The organism is Frankia sp. CcMO1 (assembly GCF_977945845.1).
Window position 1 is genome coordinate 5,204 of sequence record NZ_CDWTMG010000036.1, and the last position, 25,730, is coordinate 30,933.

At 69.7% G+C, this 25,730-nt stretch carries 15 protein-coding genes; 7 read left to right on the forward strand and 8 right to left on the reverse strand.

The window, feature by feature from the left end; all coding sequences use genetic code 11:
• Window positions 1-48 precede the first annotated feature (48 nt).
• The 3 genes from AC08OU_RS07420 to AC08OU_RS07430 form a co-directional block, all read right to left on the reverse strand.
• Window positions 49-1,455, reverse strand: coding sequence for a glycosyltransferase (locus AC08OU_RS07420; protein ID WP_476604554.1), 1,407 nt, complete (start codon window positions 1,453-1,455; stop codon window positions 49-51).
• Between the two features lie 146 nt (window positions 1,456-1,601).
• On the reverse strand, window positions 1,602-2,864 hold the full coding sequence (locus AC08OU_RS07425; protein WP_476604555.1) for an MFS transporter: 1,263 nt from the start codon (window positions 2,862-2,864) through the stop codon (window positions 1,602-1,604).
• A complete protein-coding gene (locus AC08OU_RS07430; protein ID WP_476604556.1) occupies window positions 2,861-4,957 on the reverse strand; it encodes a thiamine pyrophosphate-dependent enzyme in 2,097 nt (698 codons plus the stop codon). The genes AC08OU_RS07425 and AC08OU_RS07430 overlap by 4 nt, the downstream gene beginning before the upstream one ends.
• A gap of 296 nt (window positions 4,958-5,253) precedes the next feature.
• Between AC08OU_RS07430 and AC08OU_RS07435 the strand changes: the two genes are divergently transcribed.
• From AC08OU_RS07435 to phzG, 5 genes are all read left to right on the forward strand, one after another.
• The gene (locus tag AC08OU_RS07435; RefSeq protein WP_476604557.1) at window positions 5,254-6,078 is read left to right on the forward strand and encodes a class I SAM-dependent methyltransferase; all 825 of its coding nucleotides are present in this window, start codon (window positions 5,254-5,256) and stop codon (window positions 6,076-6,078) included.
• Window positions 6,079-6,451: 373 nt separating this feature from the next.
• Window positions 6,452-7,081 carry an isochorismatase family protein gene (locus AC08OU_RS07440; protein WP_476604558.1) on the forward strand — a complete coding sequence of 210 codons (630 nt, stop codon included), beginning with the start codon at window positions 6,452-6,454 and terminating at the stop codon, window positions 7,079-7,081.
• Window positions 7,078-8,943, forward strand: coding sequence for an anthranilate synthase family protein (locus AC08OU_RS07445; protein ID WP_476604559.1), 1,866 nt, complete (start codon window positions 7,078-7,080; stop codon window positions 8,941-8,943). Before AC08OU_RS07440 ends, AC08OU_RS07445 begins: the two co-directional genes overlap by 4 nt.
• On the forward strand, window positions 8,940-9,350 hold the full coding sequence (locus tag AC08OU_RS07450) for a hypothetical protein (RefSeq protein WP_476604560.1): 411 nt from the start codon (window positions 8,940-8,942) through the stop codon (window positions 9,348-9,350). Before AC08OU_RS07445 ends, AC08OU_RS07450 begins: the two co-directional genes overlap by 4 nt.
• 2 nt (window positions 9,351-9,352) lie before the next feature.
• Entirely contained in the window at window positions 9,353-9,973 is a 621-nt protein-coding gene (gene phzG / locus AC08OU_RS07455) for a phenazine biosynthesis FMN-dependent oxidase PhzG (protein ID WP_476604561.1), read from the forward strand.
• A 605-nt stretch (window positions 9,974-10,578) separates the two neighbouring features.
• Here phzG and AC08OU_RS07460 read toward each other — a convergent pair.
• Window positions 10,579-11,529, reverse strand: coding sequence for a PhzF family phenazine biosynthesis isomerase (locus AC08OU_RS07460; RefSeq protein ID WP_476604562.1), 951 nt, complete (start codon window positions 11,527-11,529; stop codon window positions 10,579-10,581).
• Between the two features lie 125 nt (window positions 11,530-11,654).
• On the opposite strand from AC08OU_RS07460, the gene AC08OU_RS07465 reads away from it, so the two are divergent.
• Together AC08OU_RS07465 and AC08OU_RS07470 are read left to right on the forward strand one after the other, a co-directional pair.
• Window positions 11,655-12,146 carry a PhzA/PhzB family protein gene (locus AC08OU_RS07465; RefSeq protein WP_476604563.1) on the forward strand — a complete coding sequence of 164 codons (492 nt, stop codon included), beginning with the start codon at window positions 11,655-11,657 and terminating at the stop codon, window positions 12,144-12,146.
• 137 nt (window positions 12,147-12,283) lie between these two features.
• The gene (locus tag AC08OU_RS07470; RefSeq protein ID WP_476604564.1) at window positions 12,284-13,294 is read left to right on the forward strand and encodes a methyltransferase; all 1,011 of its coding nucleotides are present in this window, start codon (window positions 12,284-12,286) and stop codon (window positions 13,292-13,294) included.
• Between the two features lie 80 nt (window positions 13,295-13,374).
• Here AC08OU_RS07470 and AC08OU_RS07475 read toward each other — a convergent pair whose 3' ends face one another.
• The 4 genes from AC08OU_RS07475 to AC08OU_RS07490 all read right to left on the reverse strand — a co-directional run bounded on the left by AC08OU_RS07475 (window position 13,375) and on the right by AC08OU_RS07490 (window position 25,329).
• Window positions 13,375-19,863: a WXG100-like domain-containing protein gene (locus AC08OU_RS07475; RefSeq protein WP_476604565.1), complete on the reverse strand. Its 6,489-nt coding sequence runs from the start codon at window positions 19,861-19,863 to the stop codon at window positions 13,375-13,377.
• A 373-nt stretch (window positions 19,864-20,236) separates the two neighbouring features.
• A complete protein-coding gene (locus AC08OU_RS07480) occupies window positions 20,237-21,637 on the reverse strand; it encodes an FAD-dependent oxidoreductase (RefSeq protein ID WP_476604566.1) in 1,401 nt (466 codons plus the stop codon).
• A 184-nt stretch (window positions 21,638-21,821) separates the two neighbouring features.
• The gene (locus AC08OU_RS07485) at window positions 21,822-22,496 is read right to left on the reverse strand and encodes a cellulose binding domain-containing protein (protein WP_476604567.1); all 675 of its coding nucleotides are present in this window, start codon (window positions 22,494-22,496) and stop codon (window positions 21,822-21,824) included.
• Between the two features lie 67 nt (window positions 22,497-22,563).
• Window positions 22,564-25,329 carry an ATP-dependent Clp protease ATP-binding subunit gene (locus AC08OU_RS07490; protein ID WP_476604568.1) on the reverse strand — a complete coding sequence of 922 codons (2,766 nt, stop codon included), beginning with the start codon at window positions 25,327-25,329 and terminating at the stop codon, window positions 22,564-22,566.
• Window positions 25,330-25,730: the final 401 nt, after the last annotated feature.

Below are 25,730 nucleotides of genomic sequence, written 5' to 3' on the forward strand. Positions count from 1 at the left end.
AAAACAGGCTCTGAGCCGGACACGGGACCGGTCCGCGGGACAGCCGTCTCACGAGCCGGATCCGCTCAGCGCCGAGATCCACGACAGCAGGTGGCGGTCCGGAAGGAAGTCCCTGACGACGCGTTGACGGGCGCTCTGGCCGAGCCGAACGGCGGTCTGGGTGGCCTGCAGGAGGTCGGCGAGGGCCTGCCCGAAGCCGGCGTGGTCGTGGGGGTCGTCGATCAGCACCCCGTCCTGCCGGTCATGGATCTGTTCGGTGATGCCGCCGACGGCGCTGGCCACGACTGGCCGTGACTTCCACATCGCCTCCGTCACGGTGAGGCCGAAGCCCTCGGCCAGGCTCTTCTGCGCTACCAGGGTGGCGTGCCGTTGCAGGGCGTTGACGGTGAGGGCGTTGGCGGTCACATCCGTCATCGGAATGGTCACGAGGTGGACCCGGCGCCGTGTCTTCTCCGGGAGCGATCGCCAGACCTCCAGACAGTGCCGCAGTTCGTTCGCCCCGCCCGGGTCATCGGCAACGGACAGGACGTCGGGCCCCGCCAGGACGAGGTGCGCGTCGTCCGCGACTTCCACGAATGCGCGCGCGACCCCGGACATGTCCTTCAACGGATCCCAGCGCGAGACCTGTGAGACGACCGGCACGTCCGGGGGCAGCGGCCGCCGATCGGTCATCCAGGTCACTCGCGATCCGACAACCGGTCCGGCTGTTTGACGTGCTGCTTGACCTGCTGTTTGACATGCACTGCCCTGGAGCAGACCCGAATCGACCAGCACGGCCCGAACCTGGTCCGGGTCCATTGCCCTGTTCTTGGCCGACAGCGGGTCGATGGACGGCTGAATGATGTGTACCGGGCGGTGTCCCGTCTGGTCGAGCGGGACGTGCCGACGGGTGGTGAAGACGAACGCGTCCATCGCCGCCAGCCATGGTTCCAGCGCGGCCCAGGTGGCGTCAGCAAGCGACGTTCGCCTGTCGCTGCCGATGTGGCACCGCCAGACCACCGACCTACCCTCGCCGCGAATCCGTGGGGCCAGCGCGACGGTCTGAGGATCGTGCAGGACCACGACGTCGTCCGCGCCGAGTAGCGGCCGGATCTGGGCTGCCTGCGTGGTGAGCACGTCGATGTAGTGCCGCATGTCGTCTTCGGTCGGCCGGTCCACGGCCCGACTTCCGTAGAGAATCAAGCACAGTCGCTTCGTGACGTCGAAGAACCTGTCGTCACCGTGGATCACCAGCCAGCGGAGGTCGATACCGAGGTGGCGCAGGTAGGGCAGCAGGCCGGTGAGGAGTTCGGCCACTCCGCCGCCGGCCGCCGTCGAGTTGATGTGCCACACCTTTCGGCGGCCGAGGACGGCGGCTGCTGCGGCCGACGACGTTCTGAGGCGGTCGACACGCCGCGGGCCGAGGACCGGAACCAGGTCATCGACGGACCGTGGCGGCAGCGAAATCTCTTTCATTGTCGTGTTGATCTCCTGGGAGGCCGCTGAACAGGGCAGGTTCTCGGGGTGGTGGCAGGTTGGTGGCGTCGGGTGGGTTGGCCGGGAGATTTCGTGGGTTCCTCGCCGGCGGTGTGAGTCACCCCCGTATGACCGACACGCCCGATTCAGCGGCCTCCCAGATCCGCATGCCGCACCTGATCAACAGTCTCCACAGGGACGCGGTCCGGCGTGATCAATGCGCCGGTCAGCCCGGCGGCCACGACGGCGAGAACGCCCGCCACGAAGAATGGTCCGGCCAGCCCGATTGCCGCCGCGATGAAGCCGAACAAGGAGGGGCCGGCCAGAAAACCCACGTACCCGATCGTCGAGATCGACGATACGCCGACCGCGGTTGAGACGCCGGGATGCCGACCGGCCGCCAACATGACCGCTGGAATGCTCGCCGCCAAGCCGGCACCGAATACCGCGAAGCCCACGATCAACGCCCCGTCCGAACCCATCAGCAGGGCTGCGACCAGTCCGGTGGAACCCACCAGCAACCCTGTGCGGGTCGTCTGCGCCGCACCGAACCGGGCGTCCAGACCATCCGCGACCAGACGACTGAAACCCATGGCACCGGCGAACGCGATGAACGCGAACCCGGCAACGGCGGACGAGGCCCCGACACTGTGCCGCATGTAAACGGTGCTCCAGTTCGTAACGCAACTCTCGGCCAGAAAGCAGCACAGGCCGAGAACGCCGAGCCGCGCCATCGAGAGCGGTGGCCGGACCAGCCTCGGGGTGTGATTGACGCCGCGGTCGTCAGCGGCGGGCAGGACACCGCGCGTGCCGACGAACCCCACAACTGTGAGAACGACGCTGGTGAGGCAGAGGTGAACGCGAGGGCTTAGGTCAATCGCGGCCGCGGCCGCGCCGAGGCCGGCGCCAATCAGCCCGCCGAAACTGTTGGCGGCGTGGATCGAGCCGAACACCGGCCGCTCGTAGCGCCGTTGAACACTGACGCCCTGCGAGTTCATGGCGACGGCCAGTCCGCTGTTGGCGGCGCTGAAAATGGCGAGGGCCAAGAAGAGCTGCACCGCGTTGGCCGCGATGGCGGGCAGCGCCAGCGAGACCGTGTAGGCCGTGAGCATCGCTCGCAGGACCGGTCCGCCACCCAGACGATCCACCGCCCATCCGGTGAGTGGGATGACGATGATCGACCCAAGGGCGACGCCGAGATAGACCTGGGCAAGGACCTGAGTGCTCAGTCCCAGGGCACTTTGCACCTCCGGGATCCGGGGTACCCAACAGGTAAAGGTGAGAGCGTGGAGAAAGGAGGACAGGGTTACCGCTCGTCGGGCGCTACGCGTGGCTACTCGGTGGGCTCGTCGGGTGACTGTCTGTTGAGCAGGTAGCGGACCGGGTGCAACAGACCGCCGAGAGCTCATCCAACACTCACCAGTGACGCCTGCTCGAATCCTTGAGTGAGCCAAATACCGCGCCAGACGTCGGGATCGGACGGCAGAAGAATCTCGACCAGAGCGGGCCCGGGCACTTCCGAGGCGCGCCGGAGCGCCTCGTGCAGATCCGTCGTGGCGGACGAAAACACGTGCGGGTCGGCGCCGAGTGGCACGCTCACCACTTCGGCGGGTACTCCCAACGCCCGAGCCACTTCGTGGTAGCGCAAACCCGGAACGTTGTCCAGGTACTTCCGCCGAGCGACGCCGAGGCTGGCCTGTGCCTGCTTTCGCAGGGATACGGACTCCCCGTTGTTGCATACGACGATCAGTACCGACGCCTTCTCCTGCACCGCTGCCACCAGAGCCTGGAACGAGTTCGTGAACGCTTGGTCGCCGAGCACGCACAGCACCCGAGAATCGGGCTCAGCGATCGCCAGCCCGATCGAGGTGGCCAAGCCTCCGCCGACGAACCCCCCGTGTCCGCCGAAGACCCGTAGCCCGGGCGGAAACCCGTCGTAGTGTTCTGCGAGAAGGCCGCCGAACATCTGGCTGTCATCGACGAGCACCGGATTGGACCAGCCGGCCAACACGGACGTGATCGTCTCAGCCAGCAAGCGCCGACCGTCGGCAACGACGTCGCTCGGGGTTTCATGGGTGTCCCCGCCACCCTCGATGCCCACCGACGCGAACCAGACGGGGTCATCGCCGCAGGCGTGGGGAACGTCCCCGAGTGCCTCGGACAGTTCGTGGAGGACGCCTGCCGGATCTCCCTCGATCAGGAGGTCGTCATGGCTCAGGTATCCGTTCTTGACGGCCTTCGCCGGATCGCTGGTGATCGCCAGCTTCCGGCAGGCCGGCAGATCACCGACCACGCGGCGGTAGAGGTTCCGGTCCTCAATGGTGATCAGAAGGTCGGCGCTTCCCAGCATGGCCCGGTGCGCGGCGCTGTGTTGGTCGAGCCAGCCGACGAAGTTGGCCACCTCGCTGCGCTGGAGCCGCTCGAAGAGCATTGGGCCTCGTCGATAGCGCACCTGGAGGACCGCCCCACCCACCTTCCGGCTGAGTCGATCCAGAGTCGGCCGGAGGCCGGGGCTGCGCAGAGCGTAGTCGTCGATCAGGAACACCGGCCGGCGGCTGGCCAGCCACAGCTCGCGCATGTCACGGTGCGGCTGCGTCGGCACGATCGCCCGTCTCCGCGCTCCAGCAGACTCGGCAATCGCCCGCAGCGGCAACCATCGTGCTTCGGCGACGTCCTGCGGGACGGCGAACACGGTTGGACCCCACGGCTGGCTGGTTCCCCGTGCGACGGCCTCGTGCAGTCGGGTCACGAAGTCTCTCGCCGACACGGACCGCTCGCCTTCCGATGCCGGCACCGCCGGGGCTTCCCAGGACCAGACGGCGAAGTCACCAATCGATGTGATCAGCCCTGGTTCAGCATGCGGCGGCAGGAACTGGGCCGAGTCGGTGGAAGGAAGCCCCACCACGAACAGCGTTCCGATCTCGTTGCGCCGGGCATCGGCAAGCGTGCCGGCCGCGTTCGTCAGCCCACGGGCACCGTGCAGGATCGCCGCGCCTTTCAGCGGATGCAGCAGTGACGCGCCGGCAGCCATGAACGCACTTTCCTTGTCACCACGTCCGTTGACCAGCTCGATCCCGGCCGCGCGCTCGACCGCGTCGCACAGGCACAACTCCGACGTGCCGGCGTACGCGAACACCTGCCGAGTGCCGGAGGCCGCGAGGGTGACAGCGACCGCCTCGGCCCCGGTCAGCACCAAGCCTGCCTTGAGAACGTCGGAAACAACCGCGTGAGCGACCTGGCCCGAGTCCGCGAAACCTGCGCCATGCACTGGACCGGTGCTGTCCGGGGTCCCTGATTCCGCGGCAGGCGCTCGCAGCAGTGCCGCCACCGCGCGCTCCGCCCCAGAGGTTCCCCTCGCGAGAAGATCCGCGCACAGCATCGGATCGAGTTCGCCGTCGGGAAGTCTGAGACTCCCCAGGATCGACTCCTTCTCGGCTACGCCTTCGCGGAGGGCCGCGGACACCCTCGCCACGAGGGCAGGGGGGATCCGGAACTCGTCCATGAGGTCCTTTCACATGTCAGGGCGGGTCACACGTCAGGGCGGGCTGGCTCGCGCTGGCGCGTCCAGTGACGCCACGCGCCGGGGACGTCGCCGGACGAGAGAGCTGTCTGCCAACAGCCTGGAAGGCTGCGGCTCACAGGGTGAGAGATCAACGCCATGCGAGGCAACGGATGCGCGTGTCCACTTGCAGACACCGTCGATTGCGGACCGGCGCACGGCGTGTGAACGGCGGCGCCCGTCCGAATGAGGGTGCTATACAACTCGTCGCCCCTGGTTGTCTCGTGAATGAGGTACACATGGATCGTCTCGCGCTCGGTCTCAACCCAGTCCAGGAGACCCTCCTCGTCCCGCTGTACGGGCGCGCCCTGTTCACCCGGCAGGGGAGTGCCCTCATCGAGGATCCGCAGGCCGTCGCCATGGTGGAAGCCATCGACTACGACTGGGCCAGGTTCGACGACATGTCCACCCTGTTCGTGCCTACCCTGCGGACCCGGATCTTCGACCACTGGATGTCCCAGTGGCTGGCCGAGAATCCGGACGGCACGATCGTGGAGATCGGGGTGGGACTCAACACGCGCTTCGAGCGGCTGGACAACGGTCGTGCGCAGTGGTTCGAGGTGGACCTCCCGGCCACGATGGGCCTGCGGCGGCAGTTCTTCGCCGACGGGAACCGGCGCACCATGCTCGACGGGTCCGTCGTCGACGGGGCATGGGTCGACGCGGTCGTGGGGACGGGAGGACCGTGGTTCGTCGTCATCGAGGGGGTCCTGTGCTACCTGACGGAGGCGGAGGTCCGGAGCGCCGTCGGTCACATGGCGCGCCTCAACGATTCCCGGATCGCCTTCGACACCTGGAGTTCCTGGATGGCGGAGCGCGAGCGCCAGGACGAGCACGAGATGCTGAGCCGGATGGAGGCCCGGTGGGCGTGGTTCGTCGACGACGCCCGCTCCCTCGAGTCCTGGGAGTCCTCGCTGCGGCTCCTCGAGTCGTGCACGATCCCCGACGGGCCGGCGGCAGTGCTGGACCTGCTGCCGGCGGAGATCGCCGCCGGGATGCCCGCCAGGCGAGCGGATCCCCTGTTCAACGCCTACTGGCTCAACCTCTTCGCCAATGGAGGCTGACCCGCCTCGGCCTCATACAGCACGAATGACGGCAGCATCGAGGGCCTCCGGCGGCGGACCCCTCACGGCCGTGGCGGTGATCCTTATGAATCCGCGTCGCGGGCCCGTCGAAGACCGGACAGTCTCCCTCACGCCACAGCCTCGAACCGCTCAGGACTCGGTGGAATTGCTTTACTTGCCACGATTTGTTCAGCCAACTGTGGGAGCCACCAATGACCATCCGCGGACTCCGAGATCTTCTACCGACCCCGGCGGTGCGCGCGGACGAACCTGCCACTTCAGGTGACTCCCGGCTCCGTCCGGAGCAGGGCGTCGAAGTGGGGCGATGAGGAAAATCCAGTCCGCCGCCTGCGGACTCTCCTCAAGGAGGGAGATGGGTGTGGCGGGTCTCCCGTCGATCGTGTCGTATCCGTTGCCGACACCGGCCGATCTGCCGACCAACGCCGCTCGCTGGGTCGCTGATCCCGGCCGCGCTGTCTTGTTGGTCCACGATATGCAGCGCTATTTTCTCCGACCGTTTCCGGTCGAAATCCGGAATCGGCTCGTGGCAAACGTGGCGTCACTGCTGGATCGGTGCCGGGATTTGGGTGTTCCGGTTGCGTACACGGCGCAGCCGGGGAGCATGACGGAGGAACAGCGCGGTCTGTTGAGAGATTTTTGGGGACCGGGAATGCGGGCGGACCCGGCAGATCGTCAGATCGTGGAACCCCTGGCACCCCGCCCGGCCGACTGGGTATTCACCAAGTGGCGGTACAGCGCGTTCTTCCGTTCGGATCTGCTCGACCGGATCCGGGAGGCCCGCCGCGATCAACTCATTGTTTGCGGGATATACGCGCACGTCGGGGTGTTGATGAGCGCTGTCGACGCCTTCACCAACGATATTCAGCCGTTCGTAGTGGCCGATGCAATCGCCGACTTCTCCGAGACGGACCACCGATTGGCCATGAAGTACGCGGCAGCGCGCTGTGCCGTGGTGATCACCGCCAGGGAGGTTCTGCAGTGACCGACCCAGCGGATCTGCTGGGTCAAATACTCGCGCCGAGGCCGCCTCCCTTCGCGGTGCTGCACCGGCCGCAGAGGATCGGCGGGGAGCGGATGGACGTGCTCGTCGGTGAGATATCGACGCCGGACACGTTGGCCGGGATCCCGGAACCCGAGGACGTCACCGGGCGGGGCCACGAGCTACTGGTGATCGTTCCTTACCGGCAGATCGTCGAGCGGGGATTCCCGTGTGTCGACGACGGGGAACCACTGATCGCGATGCGAGTGACGGCGCAGGCCGTGCTTCCAGCGGCGGACGTGCTCGCACGAATCCCCGACGTGCCGATTCAACTGGCGGGCGAGCATTTCGACCCCGACGACGCGGCGTACGCGGAGATCGTCCGCAGGGTCCTCGCGGACGAGATCGGGACGGGAGAGGGGGCGAACTTCGTCATCAGAAGGTCCTTCCTCGCCGATATCACCGACTACAGCGTGGCCAGGGCGCTGGCCTTCTTTCGCCGGCTTTGCGAGCAGGAGTCGGGCGCGTACTGGACGTTCATCGCCCACACCGGCGGTCGCACGTTCGTGGGCGCGACGCCGGAGCGGCACATCAGCGTGAGTGAGGGTGTCGCCGTGATGAACCCGATCAGCGGCACGTACCGGTACCCGCCGAGTGGGCCGACGCTGTCCGGCGTGCTGGACTTCCTCGCCGACCACAAGGAAACCGACGAGTTGTGGATGGTCGTGGATGAAGAGCTGAAGATGATGACCCGGATCTGCGAGCCCGGGGTCCGGGTGGTGGGCCCCTATCTCAGGGAGATGGCTCGGCTCGCGCACACCGAGTACTTCATCGAGGGGCGGTCCAACCGCGGCCCGAAGGAGATCCTGTGGGAAACGATGTTCGCGCCGACCGTGACCGGCAGCCCGCTGGAGAGCGCGTGCCGGTCGATCGGCCGGCACGAGCCCCGGGGCCGCGGCTACTACAGCGGCGTCATCGCCCTCATCGGGCGGGACGGCCGCGGTGACCGGTCCCTTGACTCCGCCATCATGATCCGTACGGCCGACATCGATCGCACCGGTCACGTGGAGATCGGGGTGGGCGCCACTCTGGTGAGGCATTCGGACCCCTTTGCCGAGGTCGCCGAGACCCGGGCCAAGGTGGCCGGTCTGGTGACCGCCCTGAAGGCTGACGGGTCGGTGCGCTTGAGCGAGCACCCCGCGGTGCGGGCGGCGTTGAGCCGGCGCAATGCCGAGCTCGCCGGTTTCTGGCTGGCCGGCGACCGATCGCCGGAGGAACCGGCGCTGGCCGGTCGCCGTGCGCTGATCGTGGACGCCGAGGACACCTTCACCTCGATGATCGATCATCAATTGCGGTCGCTGGGCCTGGAGGTGGCCTTGTGCCGGTTCGACGACGACTACACCTGGGAAGGCCACGACCTCGTCGTCATGGGGCCCGGCCCCGGCGATCCCGGGGACACCGGCCATCCCAAGATCGCCCGCTTGCAGTCGGCGATCGCCGCCCTGCTGGAGGAGCGGCGTCCGTTTCTCGCAGTCTGCCTCAGCCACCAGGTGCTCAGCCGGCTCCTCGGCCTGAACCTCCGCCGCCATGCGATACCCCATCAGGGCACGCAGCTCGAGATCGACCTGTTCGGCACCCGCGAACGCGTGGGCTTCTACAACACCTTCGCCGCCATCAGCGACGTGGACAAGATCGAACTCCCGGGTGTCGGCGTGGTAGAGATCAGCCGCGACGCCGCGACCGGCGACGTGCACGCGATGTCCGGACCGTTCTTCGCCTCCCTGCAGTTCCACGCCGAGTCGGTGCTCACCCGAGACGGCCCACGCATTCTCGCCGGCCAGATCAGAAAGGTACTGGGGCCATGAAGGTCACCGTCGCCTGGTGGGACCTGACCGATTCCGACCACACCATCGACTCGCTGAGAGAGTACCTGCGGAACGACGGTGTGCGAGCGTGGGCAGCTGTGCCGGGACTGCGCCTGAAGGTCTGGATCGCCGACCGACCGCGCAACCGGTGGGGCGCGATCCTGCTGTGGGAGGCCGACATCGGCGATCAACTGTTGCCGCCGCACGCCGCCGAACTGATCGGCTACCCGCCGACGGAACGGCTGCGGTTCGACGTCGAGGCCACCGTCGAGGGCAGCTACGCCGAGCCGAGTCTGCGTGGGCTCGGACTGGCCTTCACCGACCAATTCACGCCTCGGCCGAACCAACCGAACCAACCGAACCAGCCGGGCGACGAACCGAACCAGCCGGGCGACGAAAGGGACTGAGGATGGGTCTGAACACGACGTACACGGCTATCGGGCCGGAGTTCTCCGACCCGCCGGCAGATCCGATCCGGCTTCTCCGTGATTGGCTCGACGGTGCCCACGCCAGCGGCGTTCGCGAACCCGCCGCCGCGGCGCTGGCCACCGTCGCCGCCGACGGGCGTCCGTCGAGCCGTATTGTCCAGATCAGCATGATCGCCGATCGGGGCCTGGTCTTCACCAGCCATTCCGGTAGCCAGAAGGGGCGCGAGATCGCCGCGACCGGGTGGGCCTCCGGCGTGTTCTACTGGCGCGAGACCAACCAGCAGGCAGCGTTCACCGGTCGAGTGGAGCAGCTCCCGGCCGCCGATGCCGAGGCGCTGTGGGCCGCTCGGCCCGCCGACGCGGATCCGATGTCCGTGGCCACCCGGCAGAGCGAACCCCTCGAGGACGAGCAGGCCCTCCTCGCCGAGGCCCAGCGACTCGCCGCAACCGGGCAAGCCCTGCCTCGTCCGGCCACCTGGGTCGCCTATCAGCTCGTGCCGTCCGTGATCGAGTTCTGGCAGAGCAGTCCGGACCGGCTCTACCGGCGCCTGCGCTACGACCGCGACGGCACCGGCTGGGCCGCCATCCGGCTCCAGCCATAGCCCAGCCATAGCCCTTCCGCGAACCCCTCCCGCGGCTGTGCGGACGGTGTGTGAGGGGGCGGGGTTGCTTGTCGCGCAGGCCGCGCGGCCGATCGCGCAGGGCGTCGGGTGCGGGTGACGATCAGGGCCTTGACCTGACGTTGGACGTCGGCGCGCTGGTACACGGCCGAGCGGCGGGCCACCCGCAGCACCCGGAGGGCTTCGACCGCGCCGTCGCGGTCCTTGGGGGGTGCCGGTGGCGCGGGCGGCCAGCGCGGCCCGGGCGGCGGCCTCGGCGTCGACCGGATCGGACTTGCCCTGCCAGCGGCCGGCCCCTGCGGTCGGGTCGGTCGACCTCGACCATCGCCACGCCCTGCCTGCCGACCCCCGACATCGATCACCGCCGCGGTGTGGGTGTACTTGTGGGTGTCCACCCCGCCGACCACTTCCCGGCCGCCGGCCGGCTCCGCAGCGGCGACAGGGCAGGTCACGGCGGTGGGTGTGACGGAGCGTTTCGTGCGTGCACGTGCCCCGCATCGAACCGACCGACGGATCCCGTTGAAGACCTGAAGTCAGTCAGGCGTTGGGTCAGGACGGGCCGGTGCGGGGCACACGCGCATCCTCACTCAGGCGTAGAGGGCGCCACGCGCGACGATCACGGCGCAGCCGCCGACCTCGACCTGGTCGATCCGCTGATCTTCACCGTCCACCGTGGCGAGCATCCTCGAAGGGCGGCCCAGCTCGACGCCCTGGAGGATCTCGATCTGCCGGCCGAACGGGATCCGGCCGTGGCGCGCGAGGTGCACGGCGAGCGGCCCGGCCGCCGAGCCGGTCGCGGCGTCCTCGGCCACGCCGTACGCCGGTGAGAACATGCGCATCCTCCAGTGGGTCCCCGAACCGGCGAAGCAGTTGGTGGCCACGTCCAGGTGTCTCGCCAGCGCACGGAGGTCGGGCTCGACCAGCGACAGTGCCTGCACGCTGTCCAGACCGACGTAAACGTGACGCGGTCCGTTGCGGTAGACCTCGACCGGCAGGGCGGAAGACTCCAGGCCCAGCGCGGCAAGCAGGTCGGCAGCCTGGTCGTACGGCTCCCAGGTGGGGATCGGCTGCCGCATGCCGGCGGAGCGGATCCGGCCGTCCGCGCGGTGGAACTCGAACGGAATGATGCCCATGCTCGTTTCCAGCAGGAGCCGGTCCTGCCGTGTCGACTCACCGAGGACAATGGCGGTACCGAGGGTCGGATGGCCCGCGAACGGCAGTTCGTTCACCGGAGTGAAGATGCGAACGCGCGCGTCACCTCCATTTTCGGCCGGGAGTACGAACGTCGTTTCCGAGAGACTCATCTCGCGCGCAATGCTCTGCATACGCGGGGCGGGGATGCCGGAAGCGTTGAGGAAGACGGCAACGGGGTTACCCTCCAGGGGCGTTTCGGTAAAGACATCAGCGACCACATATTCACGCACGCCCCGCACGCTATCAGCCCAATGCCACGGCTCCGTGCCAGCATGCCGACGCGGCCCGGACGCGTGGTCGGATGAGCCCGATTTCCATAGTTGGACACTCCTCCGAAGTTCCATGATTGGACAACCGGAGACAATTGACGATCTCCACGCCGGTGCTAAGACTGACCGTGGCAGTCCCGTGCCGCCAGGCGCCCGCGCCAAACATGTGATCCGTTCCAGCACACTGCGAGGTTTTGACCATGACCGACGCCACCGCCGGTGACTCGGCCTTCAACAACGGTGTGGGGCTACGGCGCCGCAATCGAGCCGTCGTCGAAGACTACCTGAGCAGAAGAGGGGAGAACCGCCTGACTCGCTACCTCCTCTTCACCGAGAACGGTAGCTCCGGCCTGTACACGGCCGACACCCCGGATCCGCTCGTCTCGCGTGGGCATGAGAAGCTGAAGGCGCATGGCGAGTGGTCGTTGAAGATGTTTCCGGATTGGGCTTGGTACAACATCGAGATTGCCGAAACACAGGACCCCAACCGCTTCTGGGTCGAGTGCGACGGTGAGGGTCGGGTCCACTATCCCGGTTACCCGCCGGGGCACTACAAGAACCATTTCATTCACTCATTCCTGCTGCACGACGGAAAGATCGTCATGCAGCGCGAGTTCATGAATCCGTTCAATCAGCTCCGGGCGCTGGGCATCGAGGTTCCAGTGATCAATCGGGGCGGAATCCCCACGTGACGATCCGGTTGTGAACCGTCTTCCGTGGCTTGCGACGATTCAGGGCGATGTCCCGACCGGCGCCGGACCAGACCGTGTGGAGGCGCCACCTACACCGTCCGGCGATATTCCCAGACAGACGACGAGGAGTTTCTGCGGTGAGGCGTGACCCGGGAGCGGCGGGCCAGGTGATCGATCTGGTCAGTGGCGGGTGGCGGTCGCAGGCCGTGTACGCCGCGTGCAAGTTTCGGCTGCCCGACCACATCGAAGCCGGCCGGGCCACCGATATGGAGTTGGCCGCGTCGACCGGCGCGAAGGAGGACGGCATCCACCGCCTGATGCGCCTCCTGGTGGCAACCGGCGTGTTCGAGGGCGACGGCGTGTCGGGGTACCGAAACACCGCTGTCGGCACCGCGCTGCTCGATCGGCCCGGCTCCATGCGCGCCATGTGCCTGCTCTACGGCGAGGAGTTCTACGCCGCTTGGGGTCACGCGGCGGAGGCCATCAGTACGGTGAGTGCCGGTTTCGAACTGGCCTACGGTCAGCCGCTCTACGCCTACCTCGCCGCGCACGAGGACGTTTCCGCCAGGTTCCAGGAGGCCATGAAGGCCGGCAATCTCTTCTTCGACGACGTTCCGGCCGTCGTCGACTTCTCCGGTGGCAAGACGGTGGTGGACGTCGGCGGCGGAAACGGGACCCTGCTGGCCTCGATCCTGAAGGCCGCTCCGGACGCTCGCGGTGTGCTGCTCGACGGTCCACACGTGATGCAGGCGGCCCGCGAGAATCTGGCCGCCACGGTCGGACTGGACCGGGTCGAGTTGATCGGCGCCGACATGTTCGGCGGCGTCCCGCAGGGTGGAGACGTCTACCTGCTCTGCCGGGTGCTGGCCGCCCACTCCGACGAGGACGTAGTCCACCTGTTCGAGAGCATTCGTCGCGGGATGGCCGGCGCGGCGTCGCGGCTGCTGCTGCTCGATCGTCTCGTGGTCGACGAGGCGTCCGCCATGCTGCCCGCCCTGTGGGACCTGCACCTGCTGATGACCACCGGTGGCCGGCATCGGTCCCTCGACCACCTAAGGACGCTCCTGAACAGGGCCGGCCTGGACATCGAACGGTTCGCCGACCTGCCCTTCGAAACCACCGCGCTGGTCGCGGCGCCTGGTCCCTGATCAGCCGTCGCGGCAGCCCGCCAGCAGTTCGCCGTGCCACACCACCATCGGTGGTGTGGCACGGTCAGAACCGAGTCAGGTCATGGCGGCGGGAATTCCGTGGCGGAGCGGAGCAGCTCGACCTGCTCGTGGGTCTGGGCGCGCACGAGGAAGGACAGCCCGCGGGTTCGGGTCCGGCCGCCACGTTCCCGGGCGATCATGGTGCGTGGTCGCCAGGTGGACTCGTCGCGTTGCATCGCGTCGACGTTGGCGCGCCACCTGTGGGAACCGGCCCGGTCGCCTCGCCTGTCGGCGATCGCGGCAAGCGACTGGCCGACGTCGACGTGGGCTTGGGCCTGCGGATGCCTGGCGCGCCGGAGGACGTACGTGGGGTACGTCGTCGTTCGGCCGAGGTGCTCCACCTCGTGCCGGAACCGCAGCATGCGTGCCCGGGCGAGGTCCCGGCCGAAGGTCGGCATGAGCTCCGCGGGGATGCCCTCCATGGCCCCCATGCCGCGCCGGACCCAGCCCAGTTCGTCGCGCGCGGTCTCGGCGAGCAACGGCCCGGGGTGGTGGGTGACGAGGTCGAGATCGGCCCCGCCGGTGCGGCCGGTGCTGCGCTCGGCGAACCGTCGGCGTTCCTGTCGCAGGTAGATCTCGCGGGTAAGGACGGTCGGCAGCGCCTGTGCCGGGTTGGCGAGGACGCCGCGCTCGCCGGGATCGGTCGAGATGACCCCGCCGCCGGCCAGGATCCGCAGACCGAGGCCCAACCGGACCCTCTGCGTCGCCGTGGAGGCACGCTCGTGCGCGGTTCGGAGGCGACCCGTCCGCTCCGTTCGGCGGTCGCGGCTCCGCTCGGCCCTCGCGTCGAGGTTGACCTGCGGACCGGCGGTGAACGCGCGGCCGGTGATCTCGATCGGCACGGCCGCGCGAATCGAGGCATCGACCGCCAGGATGCCCTGGCGGGTGTCCAGCGGGGCGGCGGTGAGGTCGGGGTGCCGGGAGAGCAGGAACTGCAGCGGGTCGTCGAACGGCCGGCCGGTCTCGTCGGTCGCGGTGTCCCAGGAGGTGAGCTCGTCGAGCACGTGTCGAATTGTCGTGCGCGCCACCGCGTCCTGGCTGTGGCGGGGGATCCGGAGCACCAGGCCTTCGGTGACCGCTGCGCCCGACCGGGCGCCGAGGCGCAGGCTCAGTCCCAGCCCGGCCCCACGGGGCAGGCTCACGGAGCCGCCCAGCGTCACCCCGACGCTCCCCGACGTCGACCGTTGCCTGCCCACAGTGATCTGGATGCCCATCGACGACTGGAACTGGACGTCGAGGAAGACGTCCTTGCGGATTCCGGCGTCCGCGGTGGGCAGCACGCCGAGGGTAAAGGCATTCGTCAGCGCGTGCAGGTACCACGGCATGGGTGGGGCGATTCCGGCGCTGCGGCCCTGCACGAGCGTCAGGCCCTGGCGGAGGTGCCAATCGGTGAGCATCGGATCGAGGAGGTCCACCAGCCCGGTCTCGTCGCGCACGGCCTGGTCGGGGTCTCCACCGGATCGCAGTGCCTCCTCCAGGTCGGACTTCACCGCGCGCAACCCGGCGTCGGCCCGGGAACCGTCCGGCGGGGCGAGTGCGGACGCCCACCGCGCGAGTGCGGCCAGCGTGGTCTCGCCGCGAGCGGATGCCTGGGCCAGGTCCGCCGACGTGGCCCCGAACACGTCGGGTGCCGGAACGTGGGCGGGGATCGTGAAGCCTTGGCGGGCCACGGTCCCCCAGGCCCGCCCGAGCTGGTCGGTGCCCGCCGCGATCAGGTGCGGCTGGTCCTCGGAGGCGAGCCGCCGGTGCGCCAGGCCGTGCTCGGGCAGCGTCGCCACCCAGGCGGCTCCGGCAGCAGCGGCGAGTTCGGCGTCGCTCGGTGGCCGGCCCGCGCGGAGTGCGGCAGCCACGCGGTCCTGGGCGTAGCGCTTGAGCCCGTTGGCGCCCTGGGCGGTCCGCCGGTCGGCGAGCACACCGCCGGTCGTGAACCCGTAGGCAGGCGCCAGCCGGTGGACCGTCCGGATCAGCCGCGGGTGCAGCGGGGTGGTGCCCGCAAGCCGGGCGCGCTCGGACCAGGGCGTGCCAGTGCCGCGGACCCGGTCGGCGGCCCGCTTCGGCCAGATCTCGTGGAGGGTGTGGATCCAGCCGTTGAGGCTCTCGTACGTGCTGCCCGGGCCGACGTCGAGCAGGCCGTTGCCGACGCCGTTGAAGGCCGCGAGGTCCCGGTCGGTGATCTCCTGGAGCGTGCCGCCGTGCACCCGGTGCGCGGCGGCGCGTTTGGCGCCCTTCAGCCACTCACGGGTCCGGCTGGCCGCGTCATGCGGCTCCCGAGCGGCGGAGCTCGACCCCGGGCCGGTCCCGTCGGGGGTCGGCTTGGCGGTCGTCGAGGTCGGCAGCTCCGGTAGCTCCTGTAGCGCGGCGTCGGTGTTCCAGTAGACGACCAGGGCGTCGAGTGCGCTGCCGGGCAGCGGTGAGCCGTGGCGCTGCGCGACCAGGGCGAGCGCGTCGACGCCTCGCCGGACGTCCGCAAGCTCTTGCCACAGCGCGCGCAGGTCGGCCATGACGCCGGCCTGGCCGGGGGACTGGCCGGGGGACTGGCCGCGGGGGTGGCGGCTCCCTGGTGCCGTGACGAGATCGGACGCGGAGTGCTCCATGAGGGCGGCCAGGATGCCCTCGGCCCGGGCCGGGTCGTCGGTGACGAGTGCGAGCCCGTCGACGACGAGCCGCAGCACCGCAGCCTCGGGCAGGGCCGCGTCGGACGCCGCTATCGGCAGCTCGAGCTGAAGTTGAGCCAATCGCGACCGCAGCCCGGCGCTGGAGTCGTCATCCGGGAACCCCGGCGGATGCTGGACGATCGCTTCGACGAGGCGGGTCTCGTGCTGATCGACCGCGTGCGCCGACTGCCGGTGAGCCTCGGAGGCCGCACGGGCCGCGGCGTCCAGGGTGTCGGACGCCAGCGCCGCGCGGGACACCGCCCGCTCGATCGCTGCCTGCCTGGCGCGGTCCTGCAGGCCGTCGATCTGAGCGGACAGGGACTCCTCCTGCTCGCGCAGTCCTCGCTCGGCCTCCTTCGCCTCGCGCCAGGTCCGCTCGGCGGCGTGGCGACTGGCCTCGGCGGCGACCAGATCCTCCTGCAGCGCCGTGGTCAGGGCCACGGAGGTCCGGGCGGCCGGCGCGGCCGGGCCGAGCGCCGAGACGTGCTCCAGCGCCGCCCGGGTGACCCGCTCGTGCAGCACCGCCTGCTGCCAGGCGGCCTCCGTGATGATCCGATGCCGGCGTACCCCGACGAGCTCGGCCGCGGCGGCGCCCTGTTGCCGGCGCAGATCGTCGAGGATGAGGTGCCCGGCCTCCTGCCGCGCGGTCACCGAGTCGGCCAGGTGGCGCACCTCGTCGCGGGCTTCGGTGAGGTCGGCCAGCGCCGTCCTGTCCAGCCGCTCGGCCGCCGTCGTGCGCATCAACGCGGCGAGCTGCTCGTCGTGCCATGCCCGGTCCGTGCGGCGAGATATCCCTGCCTCAGCATCGTTCCCGGGCCGTGACGACGTCGCCGCCGGCCACCCGCCGTCGGGGAGACCGCCGGCCGGGACCACCCCTGGCCAGACTCGCTGCGCCTCCTGACGAGCCGCTTCCCGTGCGGTCGACCAGGACGCCGGCGGCTGGTGCGAGCCGTCGCGGTCCCTGCCGGGACGCGTCGTGAGCAGGTGGGGCCATGCCCTTGCGCCGAGGAACGGGAGGGCCGTGGTGACCGCGCGGGCCAGCGGGCCACGGCCCGGGACGTCCTGGAGCCTCGGCGGTTCCGCGAGGGCTCGCTCGACCAGGGTCCGGGTTCGCTCCTCGACGGCCGTGGCGGCCGCGACGACCGGGTCGCCGACCCGTGCCGGCAGCGGATACGGCGGCATCGGAGGAACCGCCGACCGCGCGGGAGTTTCGACGACCATCTCGTTGCCGAACGGCCAGGCGACGGACACCGGCCGGTCGAACAGCCCGCCCCACCAGCGCGCCGCAGCCGTCCCGAGCCGACCGGTGAACGTATCCCGGGCGGGAATGTTCGCGCTCGCCGTGCTTGCGGTGGCAGGGTTCACGGTTCCGGTGCTCGCCGCGGTGGAAGGTGTGGCCGCGTCCGCGCCGTCCGTCGCCACGGGGGGTGCGAGGTATCCGGCTGCGGCTGCGATCGCCTCGACGTCGTGCCGCGCTGCTCGGACGAGCGCCACCTCTCCGGTCACGCCGTCCGAGCCGTGCCCGCCGTGAATCGAGGATTGCTCGAGCAAGCTCGCCGTTGCGGCACGCACAGCCGCTCGGACGTCCGGCAGAGCCTCCGCCCTCCGGCCGGCGGCATCAGCCGGCGGCCCGGCGAGTTCCCGCACGGCGGGCACGATGTCGAACAAGGCCGCCGTCATCCGCGCGGCCAGCGCCGGTGACTGCTCGCCGAGAACGACGACGGACAGCGCCGCCCGGGTCAGGGACTCCACCACCGCCCACTGGCCGGACGAACCGGCCGGGGGACCGGCGAGGGCCGTCCGCAGGTCGGTGGCCGCCGCGGCCTGCAGCTCACGGACGTCGGGCGAGGCTTCGGCCGCGGCGGGCGGCCCATCACCGGACCGGGACCGGCCCGTGGCGGGCGGAAACGTCTGTCCCACACCGTGCTTCGCGGCGTCGTCCCCCAGGCCCGGATGGCCCAGGTGATCCAGGGCGTCGATCAGGATCAGGCTGCGGACGACGGGATCGGCGGCCGCCCATCGCGCCCACTCGGGGGACAGGCCGGACTGCTGCTCTGCGATGGCGGCGAAGAACCGGGAACGCACCGCGGCGCCCACGGGGACGTCCGACAGGACCCCGGCGGCGGTCGCGGCGACCGACCACGGAGCCGTCGGCCAGCCGCTCGCGTCCGCCCCGGGTTCCCGCGACGTGGCGCCGGACGTCGGTGCGGTCCGCCGCTCGCCGCCGCGCAGCACCTCGTCGATCCCCAGTTCCGAGGCCGAACCCGGCACGTCGTCCCGCGCCCGGCCCTCCGCGGCCTGCGCGGCCTGCGGTTGCGCGGTCTGCGGTTGCGGGGCGGGCAGCGCGACCTGGACCGGGGACGGCAGCGTGGGGTCGAAGGTCTGAGGCACGCCGTCGACCGCCAGCGACAGGCGGACGGCGGCCCGGAACTGGTGGCTCTCCGCGCCCGGACCGGTCACCGGCACCAGGTCGGTCAGCGCCCCGCCGAGTTGCACGACCGAGCCGCCGGCCACGAACGTCAGCCCGGAGTCCAGCAGCAACGGCCAGTCCGCCGCGGCCGGCGCTCGTTCGACGGTGACGGCCTGCACGCCGCCGCCGGCCGGGCCCGGATGCCCGGCGGCGAGCAGGTCCTCCAGCCGCCGTCGCACAGCCTCCTGGACCGGTCCGTGCGGCAGGTCCTGAACCGCCGCCCGCGCGGCCGGTCGCACCGCCGCCGCCGCCATCGCCGGAACGAAGCGCAGGCGCACGCCAGCCGGATCTTGCAGGCCGCGGAACGCCAGCGGCACGGCGTCGTGCGGGTTCGTGGTCGGGTCCTCGCCACGGAGCACCTCGTCGATCGAGCGTCCGTCCGTGCGCCCGCCGGCCGGTGCTTGCGGGGCGGGCCCGTCGACGTCCAACGGACCCGGGAGGCGGATCTCGGAGAGCCCGCTCAGGCCCGGGGCGCGGGTCCAGGCTCGGCGGCCACCGCGGCGACCGCCCAGTTCGGTCGCACCGGTCACCCCCTCATCGAGGGCACCGGCGGTCAGGCCGAAGGTGGCCGGGTGCCAGCCCTGCCCCTGCACCAAGCCGGACACCCCGTCGACGACCCATTCATGCCCGGCCCCGGTGACCACCTGGGCGGCCCAATCGCCGAGCTCGTGCCCGGCGTTCCTGCCGATCGCCCCGCCCAGCGCTCCGCCCAGCAACCTGCCGGGATAGCGGCCGAGTGCATTGAATGCCGGCCCCAACAACCCACCCACCGCACCGGTGATCGCCGCGGACCTGGTCAGGTCCCAGTCCCAGTCGCGGCGCCGGCCCGACGCAAGCTGCGCCAACTGCGCGATCGCATCCAGACCGACCTGGAGCACCTCACCGGCGGCCACCGTGGTCGCCAACTGCCGCATCAACCCGAGCGCGAACTGGCGGCCGAAAAGTTGCAGCGTGGCGATTCCCGCCGCGGACGCCCCCAGCGTCCAGGGAATCATTGCGATCAGGTACGCGATCTCGGCCGCGAGAATGACCATTTCTTCGATCACGATGATCTTCATGTACTGGATCTGCAGCGCCACCTTGTCCAGGTAGTCACCCAGTTCTTCGAACCCCGTCGCCAGCTTCTCCAGGGTCAGGGCGCCGTCCCCGGTGACCTCCGCCACGGCGGCCGACAAGGCTTTCTGCGCGTCCCCCACCAGTGCACCTGAGCCAGCCACGAACCGAGCCGCCCGGGTCACTTCCGGAGCGAACTCCAGCAGCGTCCCCCCGGCCGAGATCCACAGCCGGGCCAGGTGCTGGATCTCATCCTCGTCGGCGGCCGGCCACGTATCCCCCGTAGCGATCTGGAACATCTGAGCCGCCCACGCCGGAACCTCCAGTCCCATGCCCCGTCGTCCGTCCCTTCAGCTGCCGAATCGGGGCGTGCGTATCTTGCGCACGGATTCTGGCGCTGGGTATCTCGGTTGGCCCGAATGCAGCCGGATTCAGCGGCTCCGGAATCGTGGTGTCACTCGGTCGAGCGACGCCACGACGCTAATTGCGGATTGGGAGCGCGCACAGCGGGCGAACGAGGAAATTCGGAAGGGCGACATGCGAAAAGAAAGCGACCTCACCGGGCCGTCAAATTCTATTCATCTGAATTTCATGGAGACGATATCGCGTATTTGGTTGCTGACGTTTTGGTTAATTCTACTTTGCGAACTCTTTGTGAACCCCGCAATTCCCGGATTGGTCGGCATGCGGGCGGAACCCTGCCGGTCAGGCTTCGATCCGAGGTAACAGGGTCTCGGTGAACTGCCAGAGCAGGGACGAGTCGTGGGTGTGGAAGGCTGCACCGGTGTAGTAGGTGCGGTTCCGGCCCTGGAGCGCGGACAGCTCTCGGTAGAAGCCGGCCGTGATCGCGTCCGTCGACACCGTGAGCTCGAACGGGCTGTGACTGGCGAACGCAGCGAACTCGGGTCGTGCGGTCGGCGACGTTCCCGCGGTGCGCAGTCGCCAGACCGCGTCCAGGATGTCGGCCCGCACCCGTGCGCTGAGCATCTGGACCGGGCTGCCGTACTTGACATGGTGCAGCCCGGGGATGCCCGTCGGGTAGATCGAGTAGCCGCCGGGGAGAACCGGCAGGTGGTGGGGCGTGTCAGCGCGCCTGTTGTCGACGGCGATGTCGTCCGGGATCCCCGTCCCCCGCAGCACTCCGGTGTAGTAACCGGTGTTGCGGAACTGGGCGAACAGGGATCTCTCGGTGGCGTCCAGGTCGAAGCCCGTCATGTTGCGCGGCGTCGGTGGGATCGTGACGAGAAGCTTCCTGGCGTGAACGATCCTGGGGCCGGCCGGAGTCCGGACGAGAACCTTCACGTGGCCGGTCGCGTCTCTGTCGGTGCCGACCACCCGGCTGCGCAGCAGGGCGTCCGCGCCGAGTTCGGCACGCGCCTTCCGGTACAGCTCGGAATTGTCGCTCCGGGCGGTCGTGAGAAAGCCGGCCGAGAGATTGCGCAGGATGTCCAGGCCGAAGTTCTTCATCACGTAGAGCGTGGGAATATCGAGCAGGTGCCCCAGGCCCTGCCCGAAACTGAAGATCAGATCGACGGCCGAGTCGACGCCGTGCTTGCGGACGAAGTCACCGAACGGCAGCAGCAGGTCGGGTGGCACCGGGCTGGGCAGATCGAATCCCTGCTCCAGATAGGGGTACTGGGCGAGCTGGGTCGCGTAGGCGGTGAGCCCGGGCACCGGGTCGCTCGGCGCGTATCCGGCCACCTCCACCCCGGTGCGGTAGTCGACGTACTTCCGTACCGAACCCGGCACGACCAGCTGGGCCTTCGTCAGTGGGACGTCAAAACGCGCGAAGTAGTCCCGGACGATGTCCAGGTCGTGCCAGACCACCACGCCCAGGTCGGCGCCTGCTCCGGTGCCCGGGTCGATGTGGGTCTGCGTGTGCCCGCCGAGGCGGTCCTCCGCCTCCACCACGACCACGCTCCTGCCCAGCTCCCGCAGCCGAATCGCGGCGTAGGTGCCGGTGGCGCCGCCGCCGATGATCGCGACGTCTCGACTGATGACCGCGGTAGCCGTACGGCTACCGCCCGGCCAGGCGGCCCCGCCCGCGGCGGCTGTGACGGCTCCCGACCCGAGAAGCTTCAAGGCTTGCTTGCGCGAAAGACTCATGGTCCCTCCAGTTGGTTTCCCACGGTGAACGAGGGAGGGGGCACGATCAGGAGCCTGATTCGGCGAGCAGGAGACTAGTTCGGCGGGCCGCGGACGCGGCGCGTCACGGATGGCGGATCGTAGACATGCCGGGTCTGGACAGGCGTTCGCCGCACTGCCCTGGCTCGGCACTACGCAGCAAGCGCTACTTGGCCGGTGCGCAGCGCGTGCCGTTCAGGTGGAAGCCGTGCAGTCGCGTCTCCGGAACGCGGGTGGTCGCCCGGAACCGGAAGTGGATCGAGCCCTGCGCGGGGATCGTCCAGGTGTCGGCGCCGTCGGGGGTCACCACCACCCGGTCGCCGTCGTGCCGGAACTTCGCTCCCGAGATGCCGCTGATCGTGGCGAGGTCGTGGACCGGCAGGTGGCCCTCCCGGCCCGTCACCGCGTGGCGCGTGGTGTTGGTCACGGTGACCTCGGCGATGAAGCCGCCGTCCCAGACCTCGTCGAGGCGGTAGTGGTACGTGCAGGCGACTTTCCGGTCGGGCTCGGACGCGGTCGGCTCGGGCTCGTTCGGCTCCGGGGTGGACGGTTCGGGAGCGGTCGGCGTCCGGGGTGCGGGCGACGGACGGGAGGTTGTGGGCGCACCGGGAGCGACCTCGGGGGTGGGTCCGGGGGCCGCCCCGGTGACACCGGTGGCTCTGGATCCACCCGCGATCCCCGGCCCAGAGAACGAACCCGCTCCGAACACGGCGACGCACAGCCCTGCCGCACCGAGCAGGGCCACGCCCCAGGGAGCCCGCCGGCGGGAACCAGCCGCGGATCGGGGTCGCGGACCGGCGGCAGTCAGGTCCTCGCGGGCCGCCTCCGGGCGTTCCGTCATGGCGCTGCCGTCCTTTCCGCTGTCGGCCTTCCGCTGTCGGCGTTGCGGGACAATGAATCAGACCCGTCTAGTCGACCAGGCAGAGGACGATCGGGGTCCCGTCGTCCCGTGGTTCACCCAGATCCACCAGGACTGTGTCGCCGCCGGAGACCTGCCCCTGCAACATCGCGTCCGCCAGCTGATCGCCGATCACGGTCTGCACCAGGCGGCGCAGCGGGCGGGCGCCGTACGCGGGGTCGAAGCCGTTCTGCGCCAACCACAGTGCAGCCGCGTCGCTCACCTTCATCCCGATCTGCCGCTGCGCCATCCGCTTCGCCATGCCGGCCACCTGGATGTCCACGATCTTGCGCAGCCCTTCCAGGGACAGCGGAGTGAAGATGAGGACGTTGTCGAGCCGGTTCATCAGTTCGGGCTTGAAGTGCCGGCGGGCGGCGTCGAGCTGGATCCGGGCGCGGGTGGCGTCGTCCGCCTCCGTGGGTAGCTGCGCGGCACCCAGGTTCGAGGTGAGGATGAGAATGGTGTTGCGGAAGTCGATCAGCCGGGCCTGGCCGTCGGTCAGCCGGCCGTCGTCGAGCACCTGGAGGAGGATGTCGAAGACGTCCGGGTGCGCCTTCTCCACCTCGTCGAGCAGGACGACGCTGTACGGCTTGCGCTTGACCGCCTCGGTGAGCTGCCCGCCCTGCTCGTACCCGACGTAGCCGGGCGGGGCGCCGACCAGCCGTGCCACGGAGTGCTTCTCCCCGAACTCGCTCATGTCGATGCGGATCATGGACCGCTCGTCGTCGAAGAGGAACTCCGCCAGGGCCTTCGCCAGCTCCGTCTTGCCGACGCCGGTAGGCCCGAGGAACAGGAACGACCCGGTGGGCCGGTTGGGGTCGGCGATGCCCGTGCGGGCCCGGCGGATCGCGTAGGCGACCGCGCGGACCGCCTCCGGCTGCCCGATCACCCGGGAACCGAGGGCGTCCTCGATCCGGTTCAGCTTGGCCACGTCGCCCTCCTGCATCCGCCCGGCGGGGATGCCGGTCGCGGCGGCGACGGCGTCGACGACGTGGTCGGCGGTCACCTCCTCGCGGGCGGCGCCGGGGCCCTCCCGGGTCGACAGGGTCCACTTCGCGAGCTCCCGCTCGACCTGGGGGATGGCGTCGTACCGGATCTCGGCCGCCCGATCCAGAGCCCCCTCCCGCTCACAGGTCTCGGCCTCGCGGCGCAACTGGTCCAGGCGCTCGGTCAGCAGCCGGACGGTCTCCAGCGCTCGCCGGTCCTCCTCCCACGCCGCCGCCATCGAATCCAGCTGGCGGCGGTGCCCGGACAACTCGGCGCGCAGGGCCGACAGTCGCTCCATGGACGCGGTGTCCTTCTCCCGGCCCAGGGCCACCTCCTCGATCTCGAGCCGGCGGACCAGCCGCTCCAGAGAGTCGATTTCGGCGGGGCGGGAGTCCAGTTCGATGCGGCGCCGGGACGACGCCTCGTCGATCAGGTCGATCGCCTTGTCCGGTAGGAAGCGGCCGCTGATGTACCGGTCGGACAGTGTGGCCGCCGCGACGAGGGCGCCGTCGGTGATGCGCACGCCATGGTGCAGTTCGAGGCGTTCCTTCAAACCGCGCAGGATCCCGATGCTGTCCTCGACGGTGGGCTCCTCGACGAGGACCTTCTGGAAGCGACGTTCCAGCGCGGGATCCTTCTCGATGTGCTGCCGGTACTCGTCCAGCGTCGTCGCCCCGACCAGGCGCAGCTCACCCCGCGCCATCATCGGCTTGATCATGTTGCCGGCGTCCATCGCGCCTTCGCCTTTGCCCGCACCGATGATGGTGTGCAGTTCGTCGATGAAGGCGATGACCCCGGCGGCCTTGTCCGTGAGCTCGCCGAGCACCCCCTTCAGCCGCTCCTCGAACTCGCCCCGGTACTTGGCGCCGGCCACCATCGCCGTCAGGTCGAGGGAGATGACACGCTTCCCGCGTAGCGTTTCCGGGACATCGCCCGCGATGATTCGCTGGGCCAGGCCCTCGACCGCCGCGGTCTTCCCGACACCCGGCTCGCCGATGAGCACAGGGTTGTTCTTCGTCCGGCGGGAAAGAATCTGGATCACGCGGCGGATCTCGTCCTCCCGCCCGATCACCGGGTCCAGCAGGCCGGATCGAGCCTTCGTCGTCAGGTCGACGCCGAACTGCTCCAGCGGGCTCTTCGGCGGCTCAGGGGTGCCGGCCGGGGCACGATTCTGGGCCCCACTCCCTCCATCGGCCGACGGCGTCGTGCTCGTCCCGGGCTGAATGCGCGCCTGCCGCAGGTCGTCGACGCTGATCCCGAAGCGGCGCAGCAGGTCGATCGCCTGACCGCCCTCGCGGGCGACCCCGAGCAACAGGTGCTCGGGCCAGACGTGGTCCTCACCCGCGGCGCGTGCCTGCTCCGCTCCCGCCGAGAGCACCCGTGTGAGCTGACGGCTCATCGACGGCTCGGCGACACTCGATGCGGTGAACGAGTAGCCCACGGCCTCCGTGACGTTGGTGCGCAGTTCCTGCAGGTCGACGGTGAGGACGTCGAGCAGCTTGAGCAGGTGGTCGTCGCCGCCCTCCAGCAGGCCTTCGAGGAGGTGGATCGGCCGCACGTCAGGGCTTCCGGCGCGCTGTGCCGTGGCGACGGCGGCGGTCAGGGCCTCCCTGCTCGGCGGGGCCAGAGGCATGCCGCTCACGCACGTCCTCCGTTCTGCCGCACGCCCACCGGCACCGCCGGACGGGCCGGTCGACGATCGGCACCGCGGAAACCCTGCCCGCAGCGTCCCTTTCATCTCTTTCGACGGTGCTGGGGGACGCTCGTCACGCGACCGTGCGGACCTCATCTGTCAGGAGGACGTGGACATTCCCGTGCCGTGGCGGAGTCTGCGCACCAGAGCCGGGTGAGGGTTTGCCCGCAAGACCAACGCGTAACCTCAGAGTCACATGAACGCCTTGACGCCGATATGTGTGGCGGTGAGCCTGACGATCGTGTCGGCTCAGCGGTGACCAGTCCCGCTGGGCCGGCGCCGCAACGGCACGGCAGTGGTACGTCGGGTCGGTCGTCAGCGTCGGCACCGGCTCGGAGTCCCGGGAAGGTCGGGTCTTGGGTATCGAGGTTCCGTCGTGGGTGGCGGAGATGTTTCATGTCGTGACTGGTGATGCGTGGCCGGTTGCGGATGAGGATGAGATTTTTGGGTTGGCGCAGTTGTGGTTGTCGGTGGGTGGGCAGTTGGGGGAGTTCAGG

Excerpts from the sequence above, each read along its gene's own strand:
- AC08OU_RS07490 (WP_476604568.1), bottom strand. The coding sequence starts at position 25,329 with ATGAGGTCCGCACGGTCGCGTGACGAGCGTCCCCCAGCACCGTCGAAA.
- phzG (WP_476604561.1), top strand. The coding sequence starts at position 9,353 with ATGGGTCTGAACACGACGTACACGGCTATCGGGCCGGAGTTCTCCGAC.
- AC08OU_RS07420 (WP_476604554.1), bottom strand. The coding sequence starts at position 1,455 with ATGAAAGAGATTTCGCTGCCGCCACGGTCCGTCGATGACCTGGTTCCG.
- AC08OU_RS07475 (WP_476604565.1), bottom strand. The coding sequence starts at position 19,863 with ATGGGACTGGAGGTTCCGGCGTGGGCGGCTCAGATGTTCCAGATCGCT.
- AC08OU_RS07425 (WP_476604555.1), bottom strand. The coding sequence starts at position 2,864 with ATGAGCTCTCGGCGGTCTGTTGCACCCGGTCCGCTACCTGCTCAACAG.
- AC08OU_RS07480 (WP_476604566.1), bottom strand. The coding sequence starts at position 21,637 with ATGAGTCTTTCGCGCAAGCAAGCCTTGAAGCTTCTCGGGTCGGGAGCC.
- AC08OU_RS07430 (WP_476604556.1), bottom strand. The coding sequence starts at position 4,957 with ATGGACGAGTTCCGGATCCCCCCTGCCCTCGTGGCGAGGGTGTCCGCG.
- AC08OU_RS07440 (WP_476604558.1), top strand. The coding sequence starts at position 6,452 with ATGGGTGTGGCGGGTCTCCCGTCGATCGTGTCGTATCCGTTGCCGACA.
- AC08OU_RS07465 (WP_476604563.1), top strand. The coding sequence starts at position 11,655 with ATGACCGACGCCACCGCCGGTGACTCGGCCTTCAACAACGGTGTGGGG.
- AC08OU_RS07450 (WP_476604560.1), top strand. The coding sequence starts at position 8,940 with ATGAAGGTCACCGTCGCCTGGTGGGACCTGACCGATTCCGACCACACC.
- AC08OU_RS07485 (WP_476604567.1), bottom strand. The coding sequence starts at position 22,496 with ATGACGGAACGCCCGGAGGCGGCCCGCGAGGACCTGACTGCCGCCGGT.
- AC08OU_RS07460 (WP_476604562.1), bottom strand. The coding sequence starts at position 11,529 with ATGGAACTTCGGAGGAGTGTCCAACTATGGAAATCGGGCTCATCCGAC.
- AC08OU_RS07435 (WP_476604557.1), top strand. The coding sequence starts at position 5,254 with ATGGATCGTCTCGCGCTCGGTCTCAACCCAGTCCAGGAGACCCTCCTC.